The organism is Rathayibacter sp. VKM Ac-2805 (assembly GCF_009834265.1).
Classification (GTDB): Bacteria; Actinomycetota; Actinomycetes; order Actinomycetales; family Microbacteriaceae; genus Rathayibacter.
Window position 1 is genome coordinate 2628745 of the sequence record NZ_CP047185.1, and the last position, 14562, is coordinate 2643306.

Sequence of the window (14562 nt, forward strand, 5' to 3'; positions counted from 1 at the left end):
AGACGAACACGCCAAGGCAGAGCCGGTTCAGCGGGAATCGCGTGCCAAGCGATTCCCGCGACCGGCGACGCACCCCGCTCCACGGAACGCGCCCCGTCGCCGAGCCGACCGCGCCCCGCCGCGCAGGGAGCGGCGAGGAAGACGAACACGCCAAGGCAGAGCCGGTTCAGCGGAAATCGCGTGCCAAGCGATTCCCGCGACCGGCGACGCACCCCGCTCCACGGAACGCACCCCGTCGCGAAGCCGACCGCGCCCCGCCGCGCAGGGAGCGGCGGGGAGATCGAACACCACTTCTTCCACCGAGTGACGGGCGCGGAGCGCCCGTCACTCAGTGGAAGAAGTGCCGCTCCCCCGTCGTGTACATCGTGACGCCGGCGCGGGCGGCCGCGTCGATGACCTCGGCGTCGCGGACGGACCCGCCGGGCTGGACGACGGCCTTCACGCCGGCGGTGAGGAGCACCTCGAGGCCGTCAGCGAAGGGGAAGAACGCGTCGGAGGCGGCGACGGAGCCGGGGGCGCGGTCGCCGGCGCGGGTGACGGCGAGGTGGCAGGAGTCGACGCGGTTGACCTGGCCCATGCCGACGCCGACGGAGGCGCCGCCCTTGGCGAGGAGGATCGCGTTCGACTTGACGGCGCGGCAGGCCTTCCACGCGAACTCGAGGTCGAGCATCGTGTCGGCGTCGGCGGGCTCGCCGGCGACGAGCTGCCAGCCGGAGCTGACCTCGCCGGGGCCGCCGATGAAGCGGTCCGGCTCCTGCAGCAGCAGGCCGCCGGAGATCTGCTTGAACTCGCGCTCGACGGGGGCGTAGAAGTCGGGGAGCTGCAGCAGGCGCAGGTTCTTCTTGGTCTTCAGCACCTCGAGCGCCTCGGGCTCGAAGCCGGGGGCGACGAGCACCTCGGTGAAGATCTCCTTCACCGTCTCGGCCATGGCGAGGGTGACGGGCCGGTTCGCGGCGATGACGCCGCCGAAGGCCGACACCGGGTCGCACTCGTGGGCGCGGCGGTGGGCGGAGGCGATGGGGTCGATCGCCTTCGAGCTCGCGATCGCGATGCCGCACGGGTTCGCGTGCTTGATGATCGCGACGGCGGGCAGTACGAAGTCGTACGCCGCGCGGACGGCCGCGTCGGCGTCGACGTAGTTGTTGTAGGACATCTCCTTGCCGTGCAGCTGTGTCGCCTGCGCGATGCCGGTGCCGTCGGGAGAGACGTAGAGGGCCGCCTTCTGGTGCGAGTTCTCGCCGTAGCGGAGGACCTGCTGCAGGGTCCCGCGGATCTCGACCGAGCCCTCGACGCCCTCGGCCGCCTCCTGCCCGGCGAACCAGGCGGCGACGGCGGAGTCGTAGGAGGCGGTGTGCGCGAAGGCGCGGGCCGCCAGGGTGCGGCGCGCGGCGAGCGTCGTGCCTCCGTCGGCGAGGGCGGTCGCGATCCCGGAGTAGTCGGCCGGGTCGACGACGATCGCGACGTTGGCGTGGTTCTTCGCGGAGGCGCGGACGAGGGCCGGGCCCCCGATGTCGATGTTCTCGACCACGGTCGCCGGGTCGGCGCCGCCGGCGACGGTCTCGCGGAACGGGTACAGGTTCACCACGACCAGCTCGAACGCGGCGATGTCGAGCTGCTCCAGCTGCTCGCGGTGCGAGGCGAGCCTCAGGTCGGCGAGGATGCCCGCGTGCACGGCCGGGTGCAGCGTCTTCACGCGGCCGTCGAGCGACTCCGGGAACCCGGTGACGGCCGAGACGTCGGTGACCTCGTGGCCGGCGCCGCGGAGGGTCGCTGCGGTCGAGCCGGTGGAGACGAGCTCGACGCCGGCCGCGGCGAGCGCCGCTCCGAGCTCGAGCAGGCCGGTCTTGTCGCTGACCGAGATCAGCGCCCGGCGGACGGGGACCCGGTCGCGGTCGTCGTAGCTGCTGGGGTCGTGGGCGGTGATGCTCATGCGCGGGCGAGCTCCTCGAGGTCGACGGTTCCGTGGGCGATGTCGAGCACCGTCTGCACCAGCAGGCGACGCTCGATGGTCTTGATGCGCTCGTGCAGCGCGTCCTCGCTCTCGCCGGGAAGCACGGCGAGGCTCTCCTGGGCGATGACGGGTCCCGTGTCGACGCCGGTGTCGATCACGTGCACGGTGACGCCGGTCTCGGTCGCGCCGGCGGCGAGGGCGTCGCGGACGGCGTGGGCGCCGGGGAAGAGGGGCAGCAGTGCGGGATGCGTGTTGATCATCCGCGGGCTGAGCGCGTCCACCACCACGGGCGGCAGGATGCGCATGAAGCCCGCGCAGACGACGAGGTCGGGCTCCCACTCCCGGATGCGCCCGAGCAGGGCGGCGCCCCACTCGTCGCGGGAGGAGAAGTCGCGCGGCGCGACCGTGAAGGCGGGTACTCCGCGCTCCTCGGCGTGGCGGAAGCCCTCGGCGTCGGTGTCGCTGCCGACCGCGACGATTCGGGCGGGGAAGCCCTCGTCTCCGGTGGCGTCCAGCAGGGCGCGGAGGTTCGATCCGCCGCCGGAGAGGAGTACGACCAACTTCAGCACTGCGCAAGTCTAGGGGGACGCCTCCGCCGGCGTCAGCCGCGTCGGCTGCGGCCCGCGGCGAGGCCCAGGCCCGCGGCCAGCGCGAGCTCGAGGGCGGCGACCGCCCCGACGACGAGCGGGTCCGGGCCCACCTGGGCGAGCCGCCCGGGCCCGGCGGCGCCCGCCGAGAACCAGGCGAGGAGCCCGAGCAGCAGGCCGCCGACCACGCCGATCCCGCCGGCCGCGGCCGCGCCCCAGCGCAGAAGCGAGCGTCCGTCGAGCGCCTCGATCACGCCGCGCCGCAGCCGCCATCCCGCGGCGAACCCGGCGAGCAGCGGCACGAGCAGCCCGAGGAATCCGAAGGCCGAGTCCCCTGCGGGCAGTGCGGCGAGGACCGGGATCGACGGGATCGGTCCGAGCAGCGTTCCGGCCGCGCTCACGGAGGAGCCGGTGCCGAGGGCGAAGCCCGGGCCGATCAGCCAGCTCGCCGCCCAGATCACCAGGTTCGGGAGGAACGCGAGCTGCCCGAGAGTGAGGGCCAGGCCGCCGAGCGCCTCGGCGCCGAGGCTCTCGTAGAGCGCGACGACCGAGGTGTAGTGCACGACCAGCAGCACGGCGACGAGCACCGCCGCGACTCCGACCACGCCGGCCGCGGCGAGCGCTCCCCCGCGCAGCGACGCGAGGACGAGCCCGGGCCCCGGCGCGGGGACGCGGTCGAGCGCGGAGGCGGCCAGCTCGCCGAGGGGGTCGGCCTCGTCGCTGCGGGCGGAGTGGAGCGCTGCTCCGACGAGCACCCCCAGCGCGAAGACGAGCGGCGGCAGCAGCGTCCCCTGCAGGGGATCGACGGTGGCGGCCGGGTCCGCGGATCCGAGCGAGACCAGGAGCGCGATCGCCAGGTAGGTCGCGATCGCGACGAGGACGCCGATGGCCCGGAACGGCGACTCCTGGGCGCGGCGGCCGGTGCGCGCGCCGAGCAGCACGGTGAGGAGTGCGAAGGCCAGCGGAGCGATCGTCACCGGGAAGGCGTCCGCGCCTCCGGGCAGCGCGACGGCGAGGGCGGAGTCGGGGGCCAGCGCCGCCTGCAGGTCGGCCCCGTGGCCGAGCAGCCAGGCGTCGGCGGCGACCCGCCAGAACACGCCGAAGTCGACCGTCGTGTCGTACTGCACGGCCCAGAGGACGGTCAGCGGGACGAGCGGGATCGCGATCCCGATCAGCGCCGACAGCGCGGCATCGAAGGCGGCGAGGAGGGCGACGGTGATCCGGTTCATGGGCCTGACGAGCCTAGCGGCGGCGCGCTCGGAGGCGGGTCAGGGGCGCGCCGCCCGGCCCTCTAGTGTCGGAGCCATGACGGGGACCTCGGACGCACGGACGGAGCGCGGCCTGGACCGCCTCGTGAACTTCTCCGACGCCGTCGTCGCCATCGCCATCACGTTCCTCGTCCTCCCCCTCGTCGACGTGGTCGAGGAGAGCCGCGCGGCCGATCTGGGGTCCCTCCTCACCGGTCACTACGGCACCCTCTCCGCCTTCTTCATCACGTTCGCCGTGATCGGACGGCTCTGGGCGGTCCACCACTCCGTCTTCGAGGGCGTGGCCCGGTACTCGCCCGCGCTCGTCGTCGCGAACTTCGTCTGGCTGGCCGCGGTCGTCCTGCTCCCCTTCGCGGCGAACCTGATCTCGAACGTGCTCGACACCGACGGCAGCGTCATCGCGCTCTACATCGGCACGATGATCGCGGCGAGCGCGGCGACCCTCGCGATGCAGCTCATCGTGCGCCGCGATCCGGATCTCCTGGCCCCGGGGGCGGAGCCGCGGCGCTCCCTCTCGAGGTCGCTGATCGTGATCGGCGTCCTCCTCGCGGCCCTCGTGCTCGCCGTCGCGGTGCCGGCCGTCAACATGTTCGCGCTCCTGCTGCTCCTGCTCTCGGGTCCGATCGAGCGCCTGGTGCACCGCGGGCGCCCCGGGGGACGCGCGGCCCACCGCCGGACGGAGCGCGGGCTCGACCGGCTCGTCAACTTCTCGGACGCGACCGCCGCCATCGCCATCACCGTCCTCGTCCTGCCGCTGGTGCAGCTGGCTCCCGAGGTCGCCCGGGAGGGCGGCGGAGTCCCGGCGCTGCTCGCGGAGCACCTGGACTCGGTCCTCGCCTTCGCGCTCTCCTTCGCGGTCATCGCCGTCTTCTGGATCCCCCACCACCGCGTCTTCGAGATCGCCGGGGACTACGACGGCGCCCTGGTGTGGCTGGACCTGCTCTGGCTGGCCGCGCTGGCGTTCTTCCCGTTCTCGACGAGCGCGCTGGCGCTGTTCCCGGACTCCCGGGCGACGATCGGGCTCTACATCGGCACGATGGCCGCGATGAGCGGGGCGCTGGTCCTGATCGAGCTGCGCCTCTCCCGGCACCCGGAGCTCAGGCGGCCCGGCGCAGGGCCCCTGCCGCTCGCGCCCGCCCTGCTGCCCTTCGCGCTGCTCCTCGTCGCACTGGCGCTGGCGCTGCTGGTCCCGTCGGTCGGGCTCTGGTGGCTGCTCCTGCTCCTGCTGCAGCGGCCCGTCCGGGCACTGCTCGCGCGGCGCTGATCCTCAGGCGCCGGGCGTCCAGCCCAGCTGCGGGGCGATGCGCTCGGCGACGGCGCGCAGGATGCGCCGGTGCGACTCCACCCCGCCGACCGCCGGGAGCGTCACCGTGAGCGCGTCCGCCTCCGCGAGCGCCGGATCCGCGGCGAGCGATGCGACGATCCGCTCCGGGGTCCCGACATGGAGGGGGCTGAAGCGCATCGGGGCGGCGATGATCGACCGGTCGGCCGTGCGGGGGCGGCCCTCGTCGTCCATCCGCGCGAGGTAGCCCTCGATGAAGGGGCGGTGCGCCTCCTCGTCGGCGGCGTCGAGCAGCGGCAGCACGATCCGGCCCGCCGTCACCCTCGACGTGCGCCCCGGGTGCGCTGCGGCGAAGGCCTCGCGGTAGGCCCGGATCTGCACCGCCTGCTGCTCGGCGAACGGCAGGCCCGTCTCCTCCGTGTTGAGCGTGGACACCTGCAGGTGCATGCCCTGCTCGCCCGCCCGGACCGCGGAGGACACCGTTCCCGCCCCGTACCAGAGCCGGTCGGCGAGGCCGGGCGCGTGCGGCTGCTGGACGAGCGGAGCGCCGACCGGGACCGACATCAGGGCCGATTCCGCGACGCCGAGCACGGCGCCCGAGAGCGCCTCGCGGAGTCGCGCGATGCGCTCCTGCGCCTCCTCGCGGAAGTCGCGCTCGGCCTGCCCGAACACCCCGTCGAAGACGGAGGCGAGATGCGCGAAGCCGCTGCTGACGCCGAGGTCGAGGCGTCCGCCCGAGAGCAGGTCCACGGTCGCGGCGTCCTCGGCGAGGCGCACGGGCGACTCGTAGCGGGCGCCGATGACCGCGGTACCGAGGCGGAGGCGGCGGGTCCGCTGGGAGGCGGCCGCGAAGAAGGTCATCGGAGACGCGAGGTAGCGCTCGAAGTGCCGCACGCGGACCCAGCCGGTGCCGTAGCCGAGCTCCTCGGCGAGCTCGAGCAGGGCCAGCCCGTCCTCGAGGCTCCGCGCGGCGTCGCCGGGCTGCTCGGGGCCCTCCGGGTACGGCACGAAGGTCAGCAGGTCGAGTCCGAGGCGGCGGGTCACGCTGCGACGCTACTCCGGCCGGACCCGCCCCGACGACGGAACGGACGGCGCCGCCCGCCGGAGCAGGGGCACCGTCCGTTCCGACGGTGGTGCGGGGAGGACGGGCGCTAGAGCGCCGCGTAGACCTCGCGGAGCAGGGCGGCCGTCTCGGACGGCGTCTTGCCGACCTTCACGCCCGCGGCCTCGAGGGCCTCCTTCTTGGCCTGCGCGGTCCCGGCCGAGCCGGAGACGATGGCGCCGGCGTGGCCCATCGTCTTGCCCTCGGGGGCGGTGAAGCCCGCGACGTAGCCGACGACGGGCTTCGTGACGTTCGCCTTGATGAAGTCCGCGGCGCGCTCCTCGGCGTCGCCGCCGATCTCGCCGATCATCACGATCGCCTTCGTCTCGGGGTCGGCCTCGAACGCGGCGAGCGCGTCGATGTGGGTCGTGCCGATGATCGGGTCGCCGCCGATGCCGATCGCGGTCGAGAAGCCCAGGTCGCGCAGCTCGTACATCATCTGGTAGGTCAGGGTGCCCGACTTCGAGACGAGGCCGATCGGGCCCTTGCCGGTGATCGTCGCGGGGGTGATGCCCACGAGCGACTCGCCCGGCGTGATGATGCCGGGGCAGTTCGGGCCGATGATCCGCGTCTTGTTCCCCTTCTCCTGCGCGTACGCCCAGAACTCCGCGGAGTCCTGCACCGGGATGCCCTCGGTGATGACGACGAGGAGGCCGATCTCGGCGTCGATCGCCTCGATGACGGCGTCCTTCGAGAAGGCGGGCGGCACGAACGCGATGGAGACGTCGGCGCCGGTGGCCTCCATCGCCTCCTTCACGGTGCCGAAGACGGGGAGCTCGACGTCGCCGTGGGTGACGGTCGTGCCGGCCTTGCGGGCGTTGACGCCGCCGACCACGTTCGTGCCGGCCTTGAGCATCAGCGCGGTGTGCTTGGTGCCCTCGCCGCCGGTGATGCCCTGGACGATGACCTTGGAGTCCTTGGTGAGGAAGATCGACATGCTTGTTCTCTGATTCCTTGAGTCGTCGGGTCCGTTACGCGGCGGCGAGTTCGGCGGCCTTGTCGGCGCCCTCGTCCATGGTCGCGGCGAGCGTGATGAGCGGGTTGGCGGCGGCCTGGAGGATCGCGCGGCCCTCCTCGACCTTGTTGCCGTCGAGGCGGACGACGAGCGGCTTCGTGGCCGAGTCGCCGAGGATCTCGAGCGCCTGGAGGATGCCGTTGGCGACCGCGTCGCACGCGGTGATGCCGCCGAAGACGTTGACGAAGACGCTCTTGACCTGCTCGTCGCCGAGGATCACGTCGAGGCCGTTCGCCATCACCTGGGCGGAGGCTCCGCCGCCGATGTCGAGGAAGTTGGCCGGCTTCACGCCGTTGTGCCTCTCTCCGGCGTAGGCGACGACGTCGAGGGTCGACATGACCAGGCCCGCGCCGTTGCCGATGATTCCGACCTCGCCGTCGAGCTTCACGTAGTTGAGGTCGTTCTCCTTGGCCTTCGCCTCGAGCGGGTCGGCGGCGTCCTTGTCCTCGAGCGCGGCGTGGTCCGCGTGGCGGAAGCCGGCGTTCTCGTCGAGCGAGACCTTGCCGTCGAGCGCGACGATGTCGCCCTCCTCGGTGAGCACGAGCGGGTTCACCTCGACGAGCGTGGCGTCCTCGCCGGTGTAGACGTCGTACAGCTTCACCAGGACGGGCGCGACCTTGGCGATCAGCTCCTCCGGGAACTTCGCCGCGCGGGCGATCTCCTCGGCCTTGGCCTGGTCGATGCCCTGGCCGGGGACGACCTCGACGCGCGCGAGGGCGTCGGGGCGCTCGACGGCGAGCTGCTCGATCTCCATGCCGCCCTCGTAGGAGGTGAGCGAGAGGTAGGAGCGGTTGGCCCGGTCCAGCAGCACCGAGAAGTAGAACTCGCGGTCGATGCGCGCACCGCCGGCGACCATGACGCGCTTGACGACGTGGCCCTTGATGTCGAGGCCGAGGATCGACTGCGCCGCGGCGAACGCGTCCTCGGGGGTCTTCGCGACCTTCACGCCGCCCGCCTTGCCGCGGCCGCCGATCTTGACCTGCGCCTTGACGACGGTGACGCCGCCCAGCTTCTCCGCCGCGGCGCGCACCTCCTCCGGCGTGTCGGCGACGATGCCCGGGAGCACGGGGACGCCGTACTTCTCGAACAGATCACGGGCCTGGTATTCGAAGAGATCCACGCTGCATTCCCATTCCGCGCCGAGCGCGCTTGCGTTTCGAGTTCGAGGTGGCCCGGACGACGCCGGAGTCTCGGCACTGTCCCTGGGCCGCGCCGAGTCTACTCCGCACCCGCCGGGGGCTTCCCGTGCGGTCGCTCCGCGCCCGCCGGACGCCCGCCGGGGGCACCGGCTCCTCCTCCGCCCGCCGCTCCCGCGTAGCGTGGAGCCATGTCGTCGGCCTCCCGCACCCCGGACGTCTTCCGCGAGGGCGTGTTCCTGCTGGCGGGCGCGCGCGCGATCCTCCTCCAGATCGCGCACCCGGCGGTCGGGCAGGGCGTCGCCGACCACTCCGACTTCGTGCACCGGGCCGTGAACCGCCTGCACGGGACGCTCTCCTACCTCTACGTCCTGCACTACGGCACTCCCGAGGACGTGCGCGCCGTCCGCCGCCGCGTGAACAGGGCGCACGTGCCCGTGCGCGGCCCCGGCTACACGGCCTTCGACCCGGAGCTGCAGCGCTGGGTCGCGGCGACGCTCACCCAGTCGATGCTGCAGCTCTACGAGGGCGCCTTCGGTGCGCTGAGCAAGGAGGAGGCGGACGACATCGTGCGCCGCTCCGTCGTCGTCGGCGCGGCCCTGCAGATGCCCGCGGACCTCTGGCCCGACTCCCGCACCGCGTTCGACGCCTACTGGGAGCGGGAGCTGGAGCGCCTCGAGGTCACGCCCGCGGCCCGCCGGGTCGCCCACGACCTGCTGGGCCCGAGCATCGCCGCCTGGTACCTGCGCCCGCTCGGCCCCTACCTCCGCCTGATCACCGCCGGTCTGCTCCCGGCGGCGCTCCGCGAGCCCTTCGGCTTCCACTGGACCGCACGGCAGGAGGCGCGGTTCGAGCGGGCGCTCTCGCGCACCTTCGCCGTCTACCGCCTGCTTCCCGCGATCGTGAGGACGGCGCCCAGCCGCTACTACCTCGCCCGGGTCCGACGCGACGCTCAGAAGCCGGCCACGACCTCCCAGCCCGCGTAGGCGGCGAGCTCCAGCCCGAGCGCCTGCGCGGCCGCACGCGCCTCGTCGATCCCGCGCTCGTCGCGCACGTCGACGGTGACCGGCACGCTGTCGCCGAACCCCGCGATCTCGACCCGCGCGCTCGTCGGACCGCTGTAGAGCGGGACGTGCGCGTCCGCGGTCCGCGCGCCGACCACTCGCGAGCCGGTCGCCTCCGCGATCACCGCGAGGGCGAACGGAGCCGTCACCACCGCGTCCGTGTAGAGCGTCGCCTCGCCGCGCATCGCGCCTCCCGTCGTCCGACCCGCGAACCGGGCCGCAGCAGTCCGACTGTAGGCAGCCGCCCGCGCCTCCCGCACCCCCTTCCGCTCGGCGCCGGGATGCGCACTCCCCGCCCGTCCGTGCTGAACATCCGATGCGGATCGCTCGACGCGGCCGCCCGGCGGATCTACGGTGAAGCACCCGGCATCCGCCGCGGCGGTCAACGACGACTGGAGCCTTGATGAGCATCACCGAACCCCGCACGGCCGAGGCCCCCGCCGCTCCCCCGCCCGCCGCCGGCTTCGGCACCCTCTCCGTCGCGGCCATCCTGGCGGAGGCGGCGCGGCGCACCCCTGACACGATCGCCATCCGCGTCGGCGAGCAGGCCGTCGACTACGCGACCCTCTGGCGGCAGACCCGTGCCTACGCCGGAGCCCTGCGCGCCCAGGGGATCGGACCGGGCGACCGCGTGGCCCTGCTCGTCCCGAACGTCCCCGACTTCCCCCGCGGCTACTTCGCCGTCCTCGCGCTCGGCGCCGTGGTGGTCCCCGTGCACGCCCTGCTCAAGCACGACGAGATCGCCTACGTCCTGCGCGACTCCGGAGCCGTCGCGCTCGTGTGCGCCGCTCCGCTGCTCGCCGAGGGGGCCGCCGGAGCGGACCTCGCCGACGTTCCCGTGCTGAGCGTGATGGTGCCCGACGGCACCGCCTCGCCCCTCCCGCGCCTGGAGGACCTCGCCGCGGAGGCGACCCCGATCGACGGCTACGTGCCCCGCTCCCCCTCCGACACGGCGACGATCCTCTACACCAGCGGCACCACCGGCCGCCCGAAGGGGGCGGAGGGGACGCACTTCGCGATCGTCTCGCAGTCGGACGTGCTGCTGATGAACACGTTCGACCTGCACCGCGGCGACGTGGTGCTCGGGGCGCTGCCGCTCTTCCACACCTTCGGGCAGGTCTGCGCGATGAACACGGCCTTCCGCACCGCCGCGACGGTCGTCCTGGTGCCGAAGTTCGACGGCGACGCCGCGCTCGAGGCGATGATCGCCCACGGCTGCACGGTCTTCGAGGGCGTGCCCACGATGTACGTCGCCCTGCTCGACGCCGCGACCCGGCGCGAGGACCGGCCGCCGCTGCGCTACGCGGTCTCGGGAGGCGCCGCCCTGCCCGTCGCCGTGATCGAGCGCTTCCGCGAGGTGTTCGGCGTCGAGATCTACGAGGGCTACGGGCTCACCGAGACCTCCCCGGTCGCCACCTTCAACCACGTCGGAGTCCCGCCGCGGCCGGGCACGGTCGGCACGCCGATCTGGGGCGTCGAGGTCGAGGTCGCCCGCCCCGACGTGACCGACCGCGTCGAGCTGCTCCCCCGGGGCGAGCTCGGCGAGATCGTGGTGCGCGGGCACAACCTGATGAAGGGGTACCTCGGCAATCCGGCGGCGACCGCGGAGGCGGTGATCGACGGCTGGTTCCGCACCGGCGACCTGGGCACGAAGGACGAGGAGGACTACGTCCGCATCCTCGACCGCACGAAGGACATGATCATCCGCAACGGCTACAACGTGTACCCGCGCGAGGTCGAGGAGGTGCTGATCGGGCACCCGGCCGTGCAGAACGCAGCGGTCTTCGGGATCCCGGACGAGCGCCACGGCCAGGAGGTGATGGCCGCGGTGATCCTCGCCCCGTCGGCGACCGCCACCGCGGAGGAGCTGATCGCCTACGCGAACGAGCATCTCGCCGCCTTCAAGTTCCCCCGCCGCGTCGAGTTCGTCGACGCCCTTCCGCTCGGGCCCAGCGGCAAGATCCTCAAGCGGGAGCTCGTCGCGCGCTACGCCGGCTGACCCCTTCCGCGAGATGCCACTCGGGTGAGCCCGCCACGGCGCGCCTCCCACTCGAGTGGAATCTCGCGGAAGGCGACCAGAGGGCACACGGGAAGGGACGGACGTCAGCCGAGCAGGGACCAGACGGTCCCGGCGAGGACGGTGCCGACCGCGGCGCCCGCGAGGACCTGAGCGGGGGTGTGCGCACCGAGGCGCACCCTCGACCAGAGCACCCAGAGGACGACGGGCACGCTGATCAGAAGGGAGAGCGGTCCGTAGGCGATCAGCACGACGACGGCGCAGGTGGCGACCACCGCCGCGTGCCCGGACAGCTTCCAGACCAGGTTGACCACGCCGACGGCGAGCACCACGGCCACCGTCACCACGCCGAACGTGGTCACCGCGGCAGGAGCGCCGAGCACGGCGAGCAGTACCAGGCCGGCCGCGATCGACACCAGCGCCAGCGCGATCGGCAGCGCCCGCTCGCGCCGGTCGGGCACGTGATGGTCGCCGTGGATCCGGCCGGTGCGCATCAGCAGGCGGATGACGAGGTAGGGCACCACGCCGACGAAGAGCGCCGCGAGCGCTCCCCAGGCGACGCCGAGCAGGGGGGGATCCGCGACGCGCGCGCCGACCACGACCGGCACGAGCACCGCGAGGACCGCAGGGGAGAACACCTCCGTCGCGAGCCGCGCGGCCGCCGATCCGGCCGCCACCGGACTAGATCTTCTCGATCGGCGCGACCTTGATCAGCAGCTTCTTCGCGCCCACCTGGTCGAAGAGCACGTGCGCGACGCGCTTCGAGCCCTCGCCCGTCACCGCGTTCACGCGCCCCTCACCGAAGTCGGTGTGCCGGATGCGGTCGCCCGCGATCAGCTCGAGATCGCCGTTGTCGCGCACCATGCCGGTGATCCGGTTCGGGAACTCGCCCTTGGCCTTCGGCGCCGCGGCGAGCGCCTCCCGGAACTCGGTGTTCGATCGCGACTTGCCGAAGCCGGGCCGCTGAGCGTTCAGCGCCCGGGGCTGCGTGCCACCGCGCGAGGTCGCCGCGCCGGGCGACTGGCGCCACTGGATCAGCTCTCCGGGGATCTCCTGCAGGAACCGGCTCGGCATCGCGACCGACGTCTCGCCGTACTGCGCGCGGGTCATCGCGAGCGAGAGGTAGAGGCGCTTGCGGGCCCGGGTGATCCCCACGTAGAACAGCCGCCGCTCCTCGGCCGGGCCGCCGGGCTCGTTCGCCGAGATGCGGTGCGGGAGCAGGTCCTCCTCGATGCCGGTGAGGAACACGGCGTCGTACTCGAGGCCCTTCGCCGTGTGCAGTGTCATCAGCGAGACGGTGCCGGAGTCGTCGTCGAGGTCGTCGGCCGCGGCGACCAGCGAGACCTCGGTGAGGAAGTCCACGAGCCCGCCGTCCGGGTTGTTGCGCGCGAACTCCTTGGTGACGGCGATGAGCTCGTCGACGTTCTCGGCGCGGGCCTCGTCCTGCGGGTCGCGGCTGGCGCGGAGCATGTCGAGGTAGCCGCTGCGGGTGAGGAGCGCCGTCAGGACCTCGTGCACCTTCGCCTCGCCGCCCTCCCGTGCGGGGTCGAGCATCAGCGCGCACTCGTCGAGGAGGGTCGCGAGGTCGACGATCGCCTTCGTCACCTTCGGGCCCATCCCGAGCGAGCCGGCGTTGCGCATCGCCTCCCGCAGGGTCACCGCGTTGGTGTCGGCGAACGACTGCAGCTGCGCCTCCGTCGCGGGGCCGATGCCCCGCTTCGGAGTGTTCATGATGCGCCGCAGCGCCAGCACGTCGGCCGGGTTCGCCACCGTGATCAGGTACGCCAGGGCGTCCTTGATCTCGGCGCGCTCGTAGAACTTCGTGCCGCCCAGGATCCGGTAGGGCAGCGCGGAGCGGATGAAGATCTCCTCCAGCGCGCGGGTCTGCGCGTTGGTGCGGTAGAAGACCGCGATCTCGTCGTAGCCGGTCCCCGCCGCGTGCAGGCGGGCGATCTCGTCGACCACGAACTGCGCCTCGTCGTGACCCGAGTACCCGGTGTAGCCGACGATCTTCTCCCCGTCGCCGCTGGAGGACCAGAGGTTCTTCGCGCGACGGTCGAAGTTGTTCGAGATGACGGCGTTGGCCGCCGAGAGGATGTTCTGCGTCGAGCGGTAGTTCTGCTCGAGCAGGATCACGCGGCAGCCCGGGAAGTCGCGCTCGAACTCGACGATGTTGCGGATGTCGGCGCCGCGGAACGCGTAGATGGACTGGTCCGAGTCGCCGACGACGGTGAGCGAGGCCCCCGGGATGGAGCCGTCGGCCGTGACCGGTCCGCGGTAGGGGCGGTCGAACTGCGCCGCGGCCATCGTCGCCGGCGGCACGGGCCGGGTCAGCTCGTGGATCAGCGAGTACTGGGCGTGGTTCGTGTCCTGGTACTCGTCGACCAGCACGTGGCGGAAGCGCCGCTGGTACTTCGCGGCGACGTGCGGGAAGGCGCGGAAGAGGTAGACGGTCTGCGCGATCAGGTCGTCGAAGTCGAACGCGTTCGCCCCCTCGAGCGCCCGCGAGTAGGCCCGGAAGACCTGGAGGAACATCTCCTCGTTCGGGTCGCTGAGGTTCGCGGTGCGGGCGTAGGAGTCGACGTCGGCGAGCTCGTTCTTGAGCTTGGAGATCTTCGCGGAGGCGCTCGCGACGGTGATCCCGAGCGAGTCGGCCTCGAGGTCCTTCACGATGCGCTTGAGCAGGGCGCGCTGATCGCCCGAGTCGTAGATCGTGAACGACTTGGTCATGCCGAAGTTCTCGGCCTCGCGGCGCAGGATCCGCACGCACGCGGAGTGGAACGTCGAGATCCACATCCCCTCGGCGCTCTGCCCCACCAGCTTCTCGACGCGCTCGCGCATCTCGGCCGCGGCCTTGTTGGTGAACGTGATCGCGAGGATCTGGCTCGGCCAGGCCTCGCCGTTGCCCAGGAGGCTCGCGATGCGCCGGGTGAGGACGCTGGTCTTGCCCGAGCCCGCACCCGCGACGATGAGCAGCGCGTCTCCGCGGTACTCGACCGCCTCGCGCTGCTGGGGGTTCAGCCCCGCGACGAGCTGCTCGTGCGCCGGGTCGGTGCGGGGCGCGTCCCCGGGGCCGCCGGGGGGACCGACGATGACCGGGGTGGCGCGGGAGTCGCTCGGATCGAAGAGGAAGCTCATGT

The 14562-nt window shown here is 72.8% G+C and carries 12 protein-coding genes; 3 read left to right on the plus strand and 9 right to left on the minus strand.

The window, feature by feature from the left end:
* Nucleotides 1-328: 328 nt before the first annotated feature.
* Genes purH through GSU40_RS12250 form a run of 3 tightly spaced genes read right to left on the minus strand, consistent with a single transcriptional unit; the run spans nucleotide 329 to nucleotide 3767 of the window.
* Nucleotides 329-1930, minus strand: coding sequence for a bifunctional phosphoribosylaminoimidazolecarboxamide formyltransferase/IMP cyclohydrolase (purH, locus tag GSU40_RS12240; protein WP_160035145.1), 1602 nt, complete (start codon nucleotides 1928-1930; stop codon nucleotides 329-331).
* Nucleotides 1927-2520 (minus strand): phosphoribosylglycinamide formyltransferase, encoded by a 594-nt coding sequence (purN, locus tag GSU40_RS12245; RefSeq protein WP_104224933.1) that lies wholly within the window; start codon nucleotides 2518-2520, stop codon nucleotides 1927-1929. The genes purH and purN overlap by 4 nt, the downstream gene beginning before the upstream one ends.
* Before the next feature lie 32 nt (nucleotides 2521-2552).
* Nucleotides 2553-3767: a DUF6350 family protein gene (locus GSU40_RS12250; protein WP_104227293.1), complete on the minus strand. Its 1215-nt coding sequence runs from the start codon at nucleotides 3765-3767 to the stop codon at nucleotides 2553-2555.
* A 76-nt stretch (nucleotides 3768-3843) separates the two neighbouring features.
* Here GSU40_RS12250 and GSU40_RS12255 point away from each other — a divergent pair, with 76 nt between their 5' ends.
* The gene (locus tag GSU40_RS12255) at nucleotides 3844-5070 is read left to right on the plus strand and encodes a TMEM175 family protein (protein ID WP_160035147.1); all 1227 of its coding nucleotides are present in this window, start codon (nucleotides 3844-3846) and stop codon (nucleotides 5068-5070) included.
* Nucleotides 5071-5073: 3 nt separating this feature from the next.
* On the opposite strand, the gene GSU40_RS12260 is transcribed toward GSU40_RS12255, so the two are convergent.
* The 3 genes from GSU40_RS12260 to sucC form a co-directional block, all read right to left on the minus strand.
* Nucleotides 5074-6132, minus strand: a complete 1059-nt coding sequence (locus tag GSU40_RS12260; protein WP_160035149.1) for an LLM class flavin-dependent oxidoreductase — start codon at nucleotides 6130-6132, stop codon at nucleotides 5074-5076.
* 107 nt (nucleotides 6133-6239) lie between these two features.
* Nucleotides 6240-7127: a succinate--CoA ligase subunit alpha gene (gene sucD, locus GSU40_RS12265; protein ID WP_104224929.1), complete on the minus strand. Its 888-nt coding sequence runs from the start codon at nucleotides 7125-7127 to the stop codon at nucleotides 6240-6242.
* Between the two features lie 34 nt (nucleotides 7128-7161).
* Nucleotides 7162-8325: an ADP-forming succinate--CoA ligase subunit beta gene (gene sucC, locus GSU40_RS12270; RefSeq protein ID WP_104224928.1), complete on the minus strand. Its 1164-nt coding sequence runs from the start codon at nucleotides 8323-8325 to the stop codon at nucleotides 7162-7164.
* Nucleotides 8326-8532: 207 nt separating this feature from the next.
* On the opposite strand from sucC, the gene GSU40_RS12275 reads away from it, so the two are divergent.
* On the plus strand, nucleotides 8533-9327 hold the full coding sequence (locus GSU40_RS12275; RefSeq protein WP_104261609.1) for an oxygenase MpaB family protein: 795 nt from the start codon (nucleotides 8533-8535) through the stop codon (nucleotides 9325-9327).
* On the opposite strand, the gene GSU40_RS12280 is transcribed toward GSU40_RS12275, so the two are convergent.
* A complete protein-coding gene (locus tag GSU40_RS12280) occupies nucleotides 9294-9590 on the minus strand; it encodes a hypothetical protein (RefSeq protein WP_104224926.1) in 297 nt (98 codons plus the stop codon). The two genes, GSU40_RS12275 and GSU40_RS12280, sit on opposite strands and share 34 nt — an antisense overlap.
* Nucleotides 9591-9808: 218 nt before the next feature.
* On the opposite strand from GSU40_RS12280, the gene GSU40_RS12285 reads away from it, so the two are divergent.
* Complete coding sequence (locus tag GSU40_RS12285) at nucleotides 9809-11404, plus strand: long-chain fatty acid--CoA ligase (protein WP_104317960.1); 1596 nt, start codon at nucleotides 9809-9811, stop codon at nucleotides 11402-11404.
* Between the two features lie 104 nt (nucleotides 11405-11508).
* Here GSU40_RS12285 and GSU40_RS12290 read toward each other — a convergent pair whose 3' ends face one another.
* Nucleotides 11509-12099, minus strand: coding sequence for a phosphatase PAP2 family protein (locus GSU40_RS12290; RefSeq protein WP_160035151.1), 591 nt, complete (start codon nucleotides 12097-12099; stop codon nucleotides 11509-11511).
* Between the two features lie 4 nt (nucleotides 12100-12103).
* Nucleotides 12104-14560 carry a UvrD-helicase domain-containing protein gene (locus tag GSU40_RS12295; RefSeq protein WP_104261607.1) on the minus strand — a complete coding sequence of 819 codons (2457 nt, stop codon included), beginning with the start codon at nucleotides 14558-14560 and terminating at the stop codon, nucleotides 12104-12106.
* Between the last annotated feature and the right edge of the window lie 2 nt (nucleotides 14561-14562).

Excerpts from the sequence above, each read along its gene's own strand:
- purH (WP_160035145.1), bottom strand. The coding sequence starts at position 1,930 with ATGAGCATCACCGCCCACGACCCCAGCAGCTACGACGACCGCGACCGG.
- GSU40_RS12250 (WP_104227293.1), bottom strand. The coding sequence starts at position 3,767 with ATGAACCGGATCACCGTCGCCCTCCTCGCCGCCTTCGATGCCGCGCTG.
- GSU40_RS12255 (WP_160035147.1), top strand. The coding sequence starts at position 3,844 with ATGACGGGGACCTCGGACGCACGGACGGAGCGCGGCCTGGACCGCCTC.
- sucD (WP_104224929.1), bottom strand. The coding sequence starts at position 7,127 with ATGTCGATCTTCCTCACCAAGGACTCCAAGGTCATCGTCCAGGGCATC.
- GSU40_RS12275 (WP_104261609.1), top strand. The coding sequence starts at position 8,533 with ATGTCGTCGGCCTCCCGCACCCCGGACGTCTTCCGCGAGGGCGTGTTC.
- GSU40_RS12280 (WP_104224926.1), bottom strand. The coding sequence starts at position 9,590 with ATGCGCGGCGAGGCGACGCTCTACACGGACGCGGTGGTGACGGCTCCG.
- GSU40_RS12285 (WP_104317960.1), top strand. The coding sequence starts at position 9,809 with ATGAGCATCACCGAACCCCGCACGGCCGAGGCCCCCGCCGCTCCCCCG.
- GSU40_RS12295 (WP_104261607.1), bottom strand. The coding sequence starts at position 14,560 with ATGAGCTTCCTCTTCGATCCGAGCGACTCCCGCGCCACCCCGGTCATC.